Annotated in this window: 13 protein-coding genes; 7 read left to right on the top strand and 6 right to left on the bottom strand. The window is 63.3% G+C overall.

Annotation, left to right across the window (positions count from 1 at the left end; all coding sequences use genetic code 11):
- Positions 1–39: 39 nt before the first annotated feature.
- Positions 40–1,194 (bottom strand): serine hydrolase domain-containing protein, encoded by a 1,155-nt coding sequence (locus V8N38_RS11535; protein WP_147840023.1) that lies wholly within the window; start codon positions 1,192–1,194, stop codon positions 40–42.
- A 102-nt stretch (positions 1,195–1,296) separates the two neighbouring features.
- Here V8N38_RS11535 and V8N38_RS11530 point away from each other — a divergent pair, with 102 nt between their 5' ends.
- Positions 1,297–2,205 (top strand): LysR family transcriptional regulator, encoded by a 909-nt coding sequence (locus tag V8N38_RS11530; RefSeq protein ID WP_147840024.1) that lies wholly within the window; start codon positions 1,297–1,299, stop codon positions 2,203–2,205.
- A gap of 26 nt (positions 2,206–2,231) precedes the next feature.
- Here the strand turns inward: V8N38_RS11530 and blaSRT are convergent, their stop codons facing one another.
- A complete protein-coding gene (gene blaSRT / locus V8N38_RS11525; RefSeq protein WP_060440035.1) occupies positions 2,232–3,368 on the bottom strand; it encodes an SRT/SST family class C beta-lactamase in 1,137 nt (378 codons plus the stop codon).
- Positions 3,369–3,574: 206 nt separating this feature from the next.
- Here blaSRT and V8N38_RS11520 point away from each other — a divergent pair, with 206 nt between their 5' ends.
- Positions 3,575–4,456 carry a LysR family transcriptional regulator gene (locus V8N38_RS11520; protein ID WP_147840025.1) on the top strand — a complete coding sequence of 294 codons (882 nt, stop codon included), beginning with the start codon at positions 3,575–3,577 and terminating at the stop codon, positions 4,454–4,456.
- On the opposite strand, the gene V8N38_RS11515 is transcribed toward V8N38_RS11520, so the two are convergent.
- A complete protein-coding gene (locus V8N38_RS11515; RefSeq protein ID WP_033648213.1) occupies positions 4,453–5,484 on the bottom strand; it encodes a Mal regulon transcriptional regulator MalI in 1,032 nt (343 codons plus the stop codon). The two genes, V8N38_RS11520 and V8N38_RS11515, sit on opposite strands and share 4 nt — an antisense overlap.
- A gap of 221 nt (positions 5,485–5,705) precedes the next feature.
- Here V8N38_RS11515 and malX point away from each other — a divergent pair, with 221 nt between their 5' ends.
- Together malX and V8N38_RS11505 are read left to right on the top strand one after the other, a co-directional pair.
- Positions 5,706–7,325: a maltose/glucose-specific PTS transporter subunit IIBC gene (gene malX, locus V8N38_RS11510; RefSeq protein WP_147840026.1), complete on the top strand. Its 1,620-nt coding sequence runs from the start codon at positions 5,706–5,708 to the stop codon at positions 7,323–7,325.
- On the top strand, positions 7,318–8,496 hold the full coding sequence (locus V8N38_RS11505) for a MalY/PatB family protein (RefSeq protein WP_064291056.1): 1,179 nt from the start codon (positions 7,318–7,320) through the stop codon (positions 8,494–8,496). The genes malX and V8N38_RS11505 overlap by 8 nt, the downstream gene beginning before the upstream one ends.
- 35 nt (positions 8,497–8,531) lie before the next feature.
- Here the strand turns inward: V8N38_RS11505 and V8N38_RS11500 are convergent, their stop codons facing one another.
- Both V8N38_RS11500 and V8N38_RS11495 read right to left on the bottom strand, forming a co-directional pair.
- On the bottom strand, positions 8,532–8,900 hold the full coding sequence (locus tag V8N38_RS11500; protein ID WP_060419134.1) for a hypothetical protein: 369 nt from the start codon (positions 8,898–8,900) through the stop codon (positions 8,532–8,534).
- A complete protein-coding gene (locus V8N38_RS11495; RefSeq protein WP_060419136.1) occupies positions 8,897–9,493 on the bottom strand; it encodes an NUDIX domain-containing protein in 597 nt (198 codons plus the stop codon). Before V8N38_RS11495 ends, V8N38_RS11500 begins: the two co-directional genes overlap by 4 nt.
- Before the next feature lie 97 nt (positions 9,494–9,590).
- Between V8N38_RS11495 and V8N38_RS11490 the strand changes: the two genes are divergently transcribed.
- The 3 genes from V8N38_RS11490 to V8N38_RS11480 all read left to right on the top strand — a co-directional run bounded on the left by V8N38_RS11490 (position 9,591) and on the right by V8N38_RS11480 (position 12,137).
- Positions 9,591–10,346 (top strand): DeoR/GlpR family DNA-binding transcription regulator, encoded by a 756-nt coding sequence (locus tag V8N38_RS11490; protein ID WP_049201919.1) that lies wholly within the window; start codon positions 9,591–9,593, stop codon positions 10,344–10,346.
- 136 nt (positions 10,347–10,482) lie between these two features.
- Positions 10,483–11,481: an adenosine deaminase gene (add, locus tag V8N38_RS11485; protein WP_019455941.1), complete on the top strand. Its 999-nt coding sequence runs from the start codon at positions 10,483–10,485 to the stop codon at positions 11,479–11,481.
- Positions 11,482–11,591: 110 nt separating this feature from the next.
- Positions 11,592–12,137, top strand: a complete 546-nt coding sequence (locus V8N38_RS11480; protein WP_064291058.1) for an AAA family ATPase — start codon at positions 11,592–11,594, stop codon at positions 12,135–12,137.
- A gap of 11 nt (positions 12,138–12,148) precedes the next feature.
- Here V8N38_RS11480 and V8N38_RS11475 read toward each other — a convergent pair whose 3' ends face one another.
- Positions 12,149–13,153, bottom strand: coding sequence for a bile acid:sodium symporter family protein (locus V8N38_RS11475; RefSeq protein WP_147840027.1), 1,005 nt, complete (start codon positions 13,151–13,153; stop codon positions 12,149–12,151).
- Between the last annotated feature and the right edge of the window lie 64 nt (positions 13,154–13,217).

Here is a 13,217-nt window from a genome sequence, read left to right as displayed (position 1 = left end):
TGAAAGCCTGATCAAGGGCCCCAATGGGGCCCTTTTTATTTACGTCGCGTAAACCGCATCGCGGATCTGCTGCGGATAGCGGCCGCACATGCCCTCAAACGCGGTGTTGGTCAGTATCACTACGCTCAGCTGCGCCTGTGGATCAAAGAACCAGCTGTGGCCGTAAACCCCGCCCCAGGTCAGCGTGCCGGCATGCTGCGGCGTCTGCGCCGCTTCTGCGTCCACCAGCAGCGCCCCGCCAAAACCGAATCCCCAGCCCGGCCCTTGCGTTTGCGCCTGCGCGCCCACGTGCGGGCTGCGCAGCAACGCCACCGTGTCCGGCTGCAAAATGCCCTGCCCGCCGCTGCGTAATGCCTCCACCAGCTTCAGCACGTCGTCGGCATCGCCGACCATGCCCGCGCCGCCGGAAGGATAGGCCCCGGCGTTGAGCGCCCGCGCGGGTGAAAACAGCACCTCGCCCCCCGCCATCTCCTCCGGCAGTGCCACCCGCAGGCCTTCATGCATGCGCTGCGGCCCTTGCGGGGTGTTGTAATACGGCGTCGCCAGGTTCGCGGCGTCCGTCGCATGGAACGCGGTATTGCCTAGCCTCAGCGGCTGCGCCACCCATTCGACAAACAGCTGCGGCAGCGGCATGCCCGTCACCCGTTCCAGCACCGCGCCTAGCACGTCGATCGCCAGCGAATAGTTGAAATGCTCCCCCGGCGCCGACAGCAACGGCGCCTGCGCCAACAGCCGCAGGTTTTGCTCCAGCGTCAGCGTCGACAGTTCCACGCCGTCCTGGATCCCCAACTGGTGGTAAACGCCCGTCGGCGGCTGGTTCAGCCGATAGTCCAGCCCGGCGGTATGGCTCAGCAAATGACGAATCTTGATCGTCGGGCGCCGGCCGTCGGCGAGCGCCGGAGTAAACCACGGCAGCCACTCGCTGACCGCGTCGTCCAGGCTCAGCTTGCCCTGTTCGATCAGGCGCAGCGCCGCCAGCGTGGTATAGGGTTTGGAGACCGACGACAGCCGGAACTGCGTTTCTCGCCGCATCGGCCGCCGCGCTTCGCGATCGGCATAGCCGGCCGCCCCGGCGTAACAAATCTCGCCCTGCCGCGCCACCAGCACCACGCTACCCACGATGCGCCCTTCGGCCATCGCCTGTTGATCGATCGCCGTGATCCGTTCTGTTAACGCCCGTTGTTCTGCCGACATGATTTTCATCTCGCTAATGGAAAGTAAAATCAGTCTAAAAGGTTCGTCATAAATTAAAATAAGGCATAATTTAATGAATCATTAAGCACAGGTTATTGATAGATGAGTTCACTCCTGCAGCTGCTGCCCTATTTCGAAGCCGTCGCACGCCTGGGCAACTTTACCCGTGCGGCCAGCCAGCTCGGCGTCACGCCGCCGGCGGTGTCGCAAAACATTCAGGCGCTGGAGAATCAGCTGGGAGTGCGGCTATTTCACCGCACCAGCCGCTCGGTGCGCCTCAGCGACGAGGGCCGGTTGTTCTATCAGAAGGTGTCGCCGGCGATGAGCCAGATCGACGTGGCGGCGGACGACGTGCGCGCCCTGGGCGCACAGCCGGCGGGCCTGCTGCGCATCACGCTGCCGCAGCTGGCCGCCTCGCTGCTGGTGATGCCGTACCTGGCGGAATTTCAACGGCGCTATCCCGACGTGCAGCTGGAGCTGTTTACCGAAGACCGCTTTTCCGATCTGGTGCTGGGCAGTTTCGATGCCGGCATTCGCATGCACGCCATGCTGCAAAAAGACATGATCGCCGTGCCGATCGACAACGGCCAGCGCCGGGTGCTGGTCGCCTCGCCCGACTATCTGGCGCGTTGCGGCGTTCCGGCCACGCCGGACGATCTGCCTGCTCACCACTGCCTGCGCTACCGTTTCCCCGGCAGCGGCAAACTGGAACCCTGGTATTTTAGCCTGGGCGACGATGAACGCGCGCTGGACGTCAGCGGCAGTTTGATTTTTAACGAAGATCGGCTGATCAAGGATGCCGCGTTGGCGGGCCTGGGTATCGCACAGCGTTTTCAGGGCACGGTGTTGCAGGAGCTGGCGCAGGGGCAACTGGTGGAAGTGCTGCCGGGTTACGCCAGCGAAGCGTCGGGCTTTTTCATCTACTTTCCCGCCGGCAAGCATCTGCCGCTCAAGCTGCGCGCCTTTATCGATTTCATGCGCGAGCGGCGTGAACGGCAGCACCGGTGGTAGGGGCGCCTCGCCGACGCCCCTGACCGTCAGCGCTTCTCCAGCGCCTGGATGATGTGGTAAGCCGCTTCGACGCGATCGTCGTTCGGGAACCACTTGTTGGCCAGCATCACCACGGCGATATTCTTCGCCGGGATAAATACCGCGTAGGTGGAGAAACCGCCGGTGGAGCCGGTTTTGTTATACCAGCCGGCGCGCAATTCCGGCTGCGGCGGCGTGATGGCGGTGGCCGGCGTGCCGTTCATGATCATCCCGGCGTTGTTGCCTTCAATCAAACGCGACAGTTTCACCGGATACGGGTAGTTCTCCCACATCAGATCCTGCGTGAACGCGCCCGCCTTGTAATAACCGACGTGCGTCGCGGCCAGCGCGTCGCGCCACGGCTGCGCTACCTTCACCTGCTGCAGGTTGGCATCCAGATAGCGAATCAGATCGCGGGCGTTGGACTTGATGCCGTAAGACTCGGCGTCCAGCGGACCGGGGTTGACCCGCACCGGCTTATCGTCCTTGCTGTAACCCTGCGCATAGTTGGCCATCTGCGCCGCCGGCACCTGCACGTAGGTGTGGCTCATGCCCAATGCCGGCAGCATCCCCTGTTCCATCGCCTGGATAAACGGCTGGTCGAGGCTCTTGGCGGCGATCATGCCCAGCATGCCGATGCCGAGGTTGGAATAGACGCGGTAGCTGCCCGCCGGGTGTTTCGGCTGCCAGGCCCGGTAATAGGCCATCAGCTGGGCGTTGTTGGTCACGTCGTCCGGCACAAACAGCGGCAGGCCGGAGGTGTGGGTCGCCAGATTCAGCAGGCTGACGCCGTCGAAGGCGCTGCCGCGCAGCTCGGGCAGATAGTGGCTGGCCGGGTCTTTAAACGACAGTTTGCCCTGCTGCTGCGCATAGACCGCCAGCGTCGCGGTGAAGGTTTTGCTCAGCGAGCCCACTTCAAACAGCGTCTGCTCGGTGATCGGTTTACCGGTCTGCTTCGAGGCGACGCCATACGGGTAAATCTGCTGTTTGCCGTCGACCGACACGGCGATCGCCATGCCCGGCACGCCGTATTTTTTCATCAGCGGCTGAATAACGGCGTCGATATCCTGCTGCTGTGCGGCGTGCGCGGTCGGCAGGATCAGTGCGGCGATCAGCGCGGCCGCCAGGCGGTTCATTTTCGTCATGATAGAAGCTCTTAGGTTGCAGGGCATCGGCCGCGGCCAAAAGTTTTTATTGGCGTTATATACGGCGCTTTCCCTGATTGATGATGTCATTCCTTTACGGCTGCCGTGACACTCTGAGCAGCCGCGCCAAATATCGGATTTTGCCGCCGGGTTGACAAGCGATAATAATTTCAGCCAGCATAAAGAAAAACTTATGGCTATCGACAATGCGCAATCGACTTCCCCTCAACGCCCTGCGGGCGTTCGAATCCTCCGCTCGTCACCTGAACTTCACCCGCGCCGGTCTGGAGCTGCGCGTCACCCAGGCCGCCGTCAGCCAGCAGGTGCGTATGCTGGAAGAACAGCTGGGCATTCAGCTGTTCCGCCGCCTGCCGCGCGGGCTGGATCTGACCGAAGAGGGCCAGGCGCTGCTGCCGGTATTGAGCGACGCCTTCGACCGCATCGAGGCGGTGCTGCAGCAGTTCGAAGGCGGGCATTTCCACGAGGTGCTGACGGTGGCGGTGGTCGGCACCTTCGCCGTCGGCTGGCTGATGCCGCGGCTGGCGGCGTTCCGCACGGCGCACCCGTTTATCGATCTGCGGGTGCTCACCCACAACAACCTGGTCAATCTGTCGGCCGACGGCATGGATTTCGCCATCCGCTTCGGCGAAGGGCTCTGGCCCGCCACCTGCAATATCAAGCTGTTCGACGCTCCGCTGACGGTGCTCTGCCCGCCGGCGGTCGCCACGCGCCTGCGCACGCCGCAGGATCTGCAGCACGAGCAGCTGATGCGCACCTACCGCAAGGATGAATGGGAGCGCTGGTTCGCGGCGGCACAGGTGACGCCGTGGCGGATCAACGGCCCGGTGTTCGACTCGTCAAGGCTGATGGTGGAAGGCGCTATCCAGTGCGACGGCGTGGCGCTGGCGCCGGTCAGCATGTTCCGCCGCGAACTGGCCGCCGGCGCGCTGCAGCGGCCGTTTGCCGCCGAGGCCGCGCTCGGCGCCTATTGGCTGACCCATTTGAAATCGCGGGATCTGACGCCGGCGATGAAAACCTTTATCGGCTGGATCCGCCGGGAGGCGGAAGAGGAACAGCGGCAGGGCTAGGCGGAACCGCGCCGGATCAGCGTCGGCGGCAGAATGACGTTCTGCGCCGGCAGGTCGGCGTCACCGATGCGCTGCAGCAGGCGCGCGGCGGCGCTGCGCCCCACTTCCCGCGCCGAGCTGGAGACGAAGGTCAGCGGCGGCTCGGTCAGTTCGGCTTCCGGCACGTCACCGAAGCCGATCAGCGCCACCTGCCGTCCGTAGTAGGCGTCTACCCCGTCCGAACCGATGCTGCGGCCGCTGCGCGCCAGGCCAAAATAGGCGCCGAGCGCCACCGACGCCTTGTGGCAGACGATGGCGGTAATGTTCGGGTAATGGCGCAGCAGTTGCTCCGCCGCTTCCGCCGCCTGGCGCTGCCGGCAATCGCACTCGACGATCCATTCGCTGCGAAACGGCAGGCCGTACTGCACCAGGGTGGCGCAAAAGCCGCCCAGCCGCTCGGCGCGCGTCAATGAATCGCTCTGGCCGCCGAGGTAGGCGATTTGGCTGTGGCCGCGCTTGATCAAAAATTCGGTGGCCAGCTTGGCGGCCTGCATGTTGTCCGGCCGCACCACGTCCACGCCATCGAGACCGCTGGAGCGCGCCACGCAGACCAGCGGTACGCCCTGCTCGGCCGCCTTCTCCTTCAGGCCCGCCGCCGCGCGAATGCCGCCCGCCAGCACGATGCCGTCGACGCCCTGCGCCAGCAGCGCGTCAAACGCCCGCTGCAGGCCCTGGCCGTCGCGCCCGCTCTGCGTCAAAAACAGCAGCTTGTCGTGCGCCTCCAGCGCTTCGCTCAGCCCGGCGGTCATTTCGGCATAGAAGGGTTCGCAGATGTCGCGCAGAATAAGGCCAATCACCCCGGACTCCCCGCCGCGCAGCGTCGCCGCCTGGCGATTGCGTACATAGCCCAGCTGCTCTATCGCCTGATTGACCTTCTCGACGGTGGTCGGCGAAATGCGCCCCTTGCCGCTCAACACCAGGGAAACCGTGGTGACCGACACGCCCGCCTGCTGCGCCACATCGGTGATGGTGATTTTTTTGATGCTCATAGTCTCTGCGAACCCGTTCCTGGGCAACCCGCCGTAATGATCAAGGGTATACCGAATCCGTTAGCTCAGTAAAACGTTTTACTGCCTGCCGCATTGTCGCCAAAAACCGGGCGGCAGATTTGTGATTGGCGGCGCATTTTTGCTAGGTAAAACGTTTTATCTTCTTTTTACCTAATCAGAAGTCCCCTTTTTGCTCGTCTTTTCGCCAGGAGAAGTCGGTTATGTCAGCAGCCAACAAACCAAAAATCACCCTCTGGGAGTTCTTCCAGAGCCTGGGCAAAACCTTCATGTTGCCCGTCGCCTTGCTCTCTTTCTGCGGCATCATGCTGGGGATCGGCAGCTCGCTGAGCAGCCGCGACGTGATCACCCTGATGCCGTTTATCGGCCACCCGATCTTCCAGCTGATCTTTACCTGGATGAGCAAGGTAGGTTCCTTCGCCTTCAGCTTCCTGCCGGTGATGTTCGCCATCGCCATTCCGCTGGGCATGGCGCGCGAAAACAAGGGCGTCGCCGCCTTCTCCGGCTTCGTCGGCTTCGCCGTGCTGAATTTGGGCACCAATTTCTACCTGACCGCCGCCGGCGTGCTGCCCACCAGCGATCCGCTGGTGCTGAAAGCCAACAATATCCAGAACATTCTCGGCGTTCAGTCGATCGATACCGGCATCCTCGGCGCGGTGATCGTCGGTATCATCGTCTATCGCCTGCATGAACGCTTCCACACTATCCGCCTGCCGGACGCGCTGGCGTTCTTTGGCGGCACGCGCTTCGTGCCGATCGTCACCACCGTGGTGCTGGGCCTGTGCGGCCTGGTGATCCCGCTGATCTGGCCGTGGTTCGCCGCCGGCATCACCGGGCTGGGCTGGGTGATCAACAGCGCCGGCGCCTTTGGCCCGATGCTGTTCGGCACCGGCGAACGCTTGCTGCTGCCGTTCGGCCTGCAGCACATTCTGGTGGCGCTGATCCGCTTTACCGAGGCGGGCGGCACGATGGAAGTGTGCGGCCACAGCGTCAGCGGCGCCCTGACCATCTTCCAGGCGCAGCTCTCCTGCCCAACCACCACCGGCTTCGCCGAGAGCGCCACTCGCTTCCTTTCGCAGGGTAAAATGCCGGCGTTCCTCGGCGGGCTGCCGGGCGCGGCGCTGGCGATGTATCACTGCGCTAAACCTGAGAACCGCCATAAAATCAAAGGGCTGTTGATTTCCGGCGTGGTGGCCTGCGTGGTCGGCGGCACCACCGAGCCGATCGAGTTCCTGTTCCTGTTCGTCGCGCCGTTCCTCTACCTGATCCACGCGCTGCTCACCGGGTTGGGCTTTACCGTGATGGCGCTGCTGGGCGTGACCATCGGCAACACCGACGGCAATATCATCGACTTCGTGGTGTTCGGCATTCTGCACGGCACCGCCACCAAGTGGTATCTGGTGCCGGTGGTGGCCGCCGTCTGGTTTGTCGGCTATTACGCCATTTTCCGCTTCGCCATCCAGCGCTTTAACATCAAAACGCCGGGCCGCGAAAGCGACAGCGCCGTCAGCCAGAGCGCGCCGGCCGGCACGGTGGGCAAATCCGGCTACAACGTGCCGGCGATTTTGGCGGCGCTCGGCGGCCCGGACAACATCATCACGCTGGATAACTGCATCACCCGCCTGCGCCTGTCGGTCAACGACATGAGCCGGGTGGACGACGCGGCGCTGAAAGCCAACCGCGCCATCGGCGTGGTGCATCTCAACGAGCATAATCTGCAGGTGGTGATCGGCCCGCAGGTGCAATCGGTGAAGGATGAATTAGACTCACTGATAGCCACGGCGCAACCTGCCGCGGCGCTGCAGGGAGCCACCCATGTTTGATTTCGCCACCCCGATCGACCGCCACGGCACCTGGTGCACCCAGTGGGACTATATCGCCGATCGCTTCGGCAGCGCCGATCTGCTGCCGTTCACCATCTCCGATATGGATTTCGCCACCGCGCCGTGCATTCTCGAGGCGTTGCAGCAGCGCCTGCAGCACGGCGTGCTGGGCTACAGCCGCTGGCAGCACGAGGATTTTCTCGGCGCGCTGCGCCACTGGTATCAGCAACGTTTCAACGCCGCCATCGACACCGCAACGGCGGTGTACGGCCCTTCCGTTATCTACATGGCGGCGCAGCTGATCCGCCAATGGTCCGTACCGGGCGACTACGTGGTGACCCATACTCCGGCCTACGACGCCTTCTACAAGGTGATCCTCGCCAACCAGCGCCAGCTGTTGGCCTGCCCGCTGCAAAAAGCCGGCGACGACTGGCGCTGCGACATGGCGCACCTTGAGGCCTTGCTGGCGCGGCCGCAGACCAAGATCCTGCTGCTGTGCAGCCCGCATAACCCCACCGGCAAAGTGTGGCGCCGCGACGAGCTGCAACAGATGGCCGAACTGTGCGAGCGCCACGACGTGCGCGTCATCAGCGATGAGATCCACATGGACATGGTCTGGGGGGAACACCGCCATACGCCGTGGAGCCAGGTGGCGACCGGCAGCTGGGCCCTGCTGACCTCCGGCTCCAAGAGTTTCAATATCCCGGCGCTGACCGGCGCCTACGGCTTCATCAGCGACGACGCCAGCCGCGAAGCCTACTTCCAGCAGCTCAAAGCCCGCGACGGCCTCTCCTCGCCGGCGGTGCTGGCGGTCGCCGCGCACGTGGCCGCCTATCGCCACGGAGAACCCTGGTTGGATTCCCTGCGCGACTATCTGCAGGATAATCTGACCTACGTCGCCGAGCGGTTGGAACAGGCGTTTCCGGCGCTGGGCTGGCGCCCGCCGCAGGCCACCTACCTGGCCTGGATCGATCTGCGGCCGTTGGCCGTTGACGATCGGGCGCTGCAGCAGGTGCTGATCGAGCGCGAAAAGGTGGCGATCATGCCGGGCTTTACCTACGGCGAGGAAGGTCGCGGGTTCCTGCGCCTCAACGTCGGCTGCCCGCGCAGCAAGTTGGAGGCCGGCATGGACAAGCTGATCGCCGGATTGCGGTTGGTGCTGGGCGAGTAATAGCGCGAGGGGGCGAGCCTCTGCCCGCCCCTCGATTACCCCTGAACAGGCGGAATGTCCTCCAGGCGGCGATAGACCGTCAGGCCCCACTCGTTGGCCAACCGCACGTCGTTATCGGCTCCCGCAGACGCCCCTTCGATGCGATACACCGCCTGACACTGCGCAATCAGCCGGTGGGCCACCGGGTAAAGAAACGCCTCGCTCACCGCATCGCCAACCTGAGTGGAACCCGCCGCCGCCGCCAAAGGCAGCGCCAACCACTCGCCGATCACCGGCACGTGCCCCCGCTGGTAAACCGCCAGCGCCGCCTGTTCCAGGCGCGCCAGATTGGCGGCGATACGCTGCGGATCGCCATCGGTGCCGCTGCGATAGGGGCCGGCGATCAAGATTTGTTGGGCTTTCATCGTTCTTCCTCCAATGTCCGGTTCAAGGCGACAAACTGCAGCAGCATGATGGTCTTGGCGTCAACGATCGTGCCCTGGCGAACCGCCTGCAGGGCTTGCGCCAGCGGCAGCTCGAGCACCTCCAGATCTTCCCCCTCCGCCGCCACCCCGCCGCCCTCGTTGATGCGGTCGCCCGCCTGATATTCGCCGACGAAAAAGTGCAGCTTCTCGGTGACCGAGCCTGGGCTCATGTAGGCTTCGAACACCTTTTCCACGCTCTGCACGAAATAGCCGGTTTCCTCTTCCGCTTCGGCGCGGATGCGCGCCTCCGGCGACGCGTTGTCCAGCAAACCGGCGGCGGCCTCAATCAACATGCCGTCATGGCCGTTGACGAACACCGGAAAACGGAACTGGCGCGTCAGGATCACCGTTTGCGCCTGCCGGTTGAACAGCAAAATCACCGCGCCATCGCCGCGATCGTAGGTCTCACGGCTTTGTCGCTGCCAAACGCCGTCGCGCCGCAGAAAATCAAAGGTGGTTTTTTTCAGCAGGTACCAGTCATCGGACAACACCCGGGTTTCGACAATGCGAACCCTGTCTTTGGTGGCTATCATCGGTTTACTCCGCCAGAGGAAGGAAATTGATACTATCGTGCAGTTTCGTGTATGATCAAGGAATTTCGTGCAACCCAAATTTGAGAGGAAAATGGCCATGTTGACCAGCCAGCGCAAGAAGATCATCCTGGAAAAACTGGCCCAGGACGGCCAGGTGTTGGCCAAGCAGCTCAGCGAAATGTTTGGGTTGTCGGAAGATACTGTCCGGCGCGATCTGCGCGAACTGGACGCCGAGGGGTTGCTGCAGCGGGTACATGGCGGCGCCCTGCCGGTTTCCTCTGCCATTGCCAGCTTCGCCGAGCGCAATCAGTTGGAATCCGGCGCCAAACGCGCGATCGCCAAAGCCGCAGCGGCGCTGATCGCCCCCGGCCAGGTAGTGATTATCGACGGTGGCACCACCTCTGCAGAACTGGTCCGGCAGCTGCCGCTCAACCTGAACGCCACCATCGTCACCCACAGCCCCAGCGTCGCCGTGGGCCTGGTCGATCACCCCACGGTGGAGGTGATCCTGATCGGCGGCCGGCTGTACAAGCATTCGATCGTCAGCGTCGGCGCCGCCGCGGTGGAGGCGATGTCGCATATTCGCGCCGATCTCTATTTTATGGGCGTGACCGGCGTGCACCCCACTGCAGGGCTGAGCACCGGCGATCTGGAAGAGGCCTACATCAAGCGGGCGCTGGCGGCCCGCGCGGCGGAAACCGTGGTGCTGGCTTCCGCCGCCAAGCTTAACGCCGCCTCGCAGTATGCGATCGGTGACATTACGCTGGCGCATACCATCATCGTTGAACGCGCCACCGACGACGCATTGATCGCGCCGTTGCAGCAGGCGGGCGTCAGCGTGTTGAAAGCCTGATTCACGACAATAATGCGATACACCTCGCATTATTTGTGATGCAAGTCACTTTTTTATGCAACGAGATGGCAAGTTTCATTCATTTGTTTTTATACTGTTCTGCACTTTACCTACGATAAACTAGCGAGTGCCCAGCATGATCGATCCCCGCCTACCGCTTACCGACATTCACCGCCATCTTGACGGCAACATCCGCGCGCAGACCATTCTCGACCTCGGTCGCCAGTTCAATCTCGCCCTGCCGGCCAACGATTTGGAGAGCCTGCGCCCGCACGTGCAGATCACCCACGCCGAACCGGATCTGGTCAGCTTCCTGCAGAAACTGGACTGGGGCGTAGCGGTGCTGGGCGATCTGGACGCCTGCCGCCGCGTGGCCTACGAAAACGTCGAAGACGCCGCCAACGCCGGCCTGCACTACGCCGAGCTGCGTTTTTCCCCTTACTACATGGCGATGAAGCACCAGCTGCCGGTCGCCGGCGTGGTGGAAGCGGTGATCGACGGGATCCGTTCGGGCTGCCGCGATCGCGACATCGACATTCGCCTGATCGGCATCATGAGCCGCACCTTTGGCGAGGCCGCCTGTCTGCAGGAACTGGAAGGGTTGCTGGCGCACCGCGACGGCATTACCGCGCTGGATTTGGCGGGCGATGAGCTGGGCTTCCCCGGCAGCCTGTTCCTCAACCACTTCAACCGCGCGCGCGACGCCGGCCTGCGCATCACCGTGCACGCGGGCGAAGCCGCCGGCCCGGAAAGCATCTGGCAGGCGATCCGCGAACTGGGCGCCGAGCGTATCGGCCACGGGGTGAAAGCGGTCGAAGATCCGGCGCTGATGGACTTCCTGGCGGAACACGGCATCGGCATCGAATCCTGCCTGACCTCCAACATCCAGACCAGCACCGTGCCTTCGCTGGCGCAGCATCCGCTGGCCACCTTCCTGCGCCACGGCGTGCTGGCATCGATCAACACCGACGATCCGGCGGTTCAGGGCATCGAGATCGAGCACGAATACCGCGTCGCCGCACCGCAGGCCGGGCTGACGCCGGAGGAAATCCGCACCGCACAGGAAAACGGCCTGAAGCTGGCCTTCCTCAGCGAGCAGGAAAAACAGGCGCTGCGCGCCAAAGTTCAGGGTTAAATCTCCCCAAGGCGCCAAACGGCGCCTTCTTCTCACCCCCCATTTTCTTCCGCCTGCTCGTCTTTATCGCTGTTTTCACCCATAGCTCTGCCGCAAGAAAGGAATTCCGTATGTCTGACAAACTACGCCGCATCGTGCTGACCGGCGGCCCGGGTTCGGGCAAAAGCACGCTCATCGACGTTCTTCATCGCCGCGGTTACCCGCATTCGCAGGAGGCGGGCCGGGCGATTATTCAGGATCAGGTGAGTATTGGCGGCAATGCGCTGCCATGGGGCGATCGCCAGGCTTTCGCCGAGCGGATGCTGGATTGGGAACTGCGCTCATGGCGGGAAGCGACGGGCGCAACCTGCTGGTTCTTCGATCGCGGCCTGCCGGATATCGCCGGTTACCTGACGCTGTGCGGGTTGCCGATCCCCGCCCCCTTAACCGCGGCGATCGGCGATTTTCGCTATGCCGATACGGTGTTCATCGCCCCGCCGTGGCGAGCGATCTACGCGCAGGACAGCGAGAGAAAACAATCTTTCGCCGAAGCTGAGCAGACCTACCAAGCTATGTTGGCCGTCTACCGCCGATCGGGTTATCGGCTGCAGGAACTGCCGCGCACCTCACCCGACGAGCGCGCCGACTTTCTGCTCGACGCGCTGGGCTGCCGTTAGCGGCCTGCGGTCTATTTGGCCACCAGCGCCTCCGCCTCGGCCCGCTGTTTGGCGGTTCTACGCGCATAGCGCTGCGCCAGCACCGCGCACACCATCAGCTGCACCTGGTGGAAAATCATCAGCGGCAGCACCATGGCGCCCACCGCTGCAGCCGGGAACAGCACGTTGGCCATCGGGATGCCGTTCGCCAGGCTCTTTTTCGAGCCGCAGAAAACGATGGTGATCTCATCGGCGGTATTGAAGCCCAGCCAGCGTGCCGCATAGGTGTTGATCACCAACACCACCGTCAGCAGCACCAGCGACATCACCAGGATGGTCAGCAGCGACCAGCCGTCGATACGGTGCCAAATCCCTTCCACCACCGCCGCGCTGAACGCGGTGTACACCACCAGCAGGATCGACGAACGGTCGGTCAGGTTGATCAGCTTGCGATGGCGATCGACCCACTTGCCGATCAGCGGCCGCGCCAGATGGCCAACCACGAACGGCACCATCAGCTGCAGAATGATTGAACCGATGGCGTGCAGCACGTCGGTGTTGCCGCCCCGGGTATGCATCAACGCCCCCACCAGCAGCGGCGACAGGAACACGCCGAGAATGCTCGACGCCGAGGCGCTGCAGATCGCCGCCGCCACGTTGCCGCCCGCCGCCGAGGTAAAGGCGATGGCCGATTGCACCGTGGCCGGCAGCGCGCACAGGTAGAGGAAGCCGAGATAGACCGTCGGCGTCATGATGCCCGGCACCAGCAGGTTCATCGCCAGCCCAAGCAGCGGGAACAGCGCAAAGGTGCTGAGGAACACCAGCAGATGCAGCTTCCAGTGGCTCATGCCGGCGACGATCGCCTCGCGCGACAGCTTGGCGCCGTGCATAAAGAACAGCAGCGCGATGGCGGCGGTGGTCAGGTGTTCAAAGAAGGTTTTCCAGATGCCTTCGCAGGGGAACAGCGAGGCGACGATCACCACCAAAATCAGAACCAGCAAAAATTTATCAATGCGCAAACGCTGCAACCAGGACATGAAACGGATTTCCTTGCACGTAAAGTCGTAAAAAGGCCCGACGTTGCGCCGGGCCACTGGAGAA

Source organism: Serratia nevei (genome assembly GCF_037948395.1).
GTDB lineage: Bacteria > Pseudomonadota > Gammaproteobacteria > Enterobacterales > Enterobacteriaceae > Serratia > Serratia nevei.
This window is presented reverse-complemented; position numbering and strand designations above follow the sequence as displayed.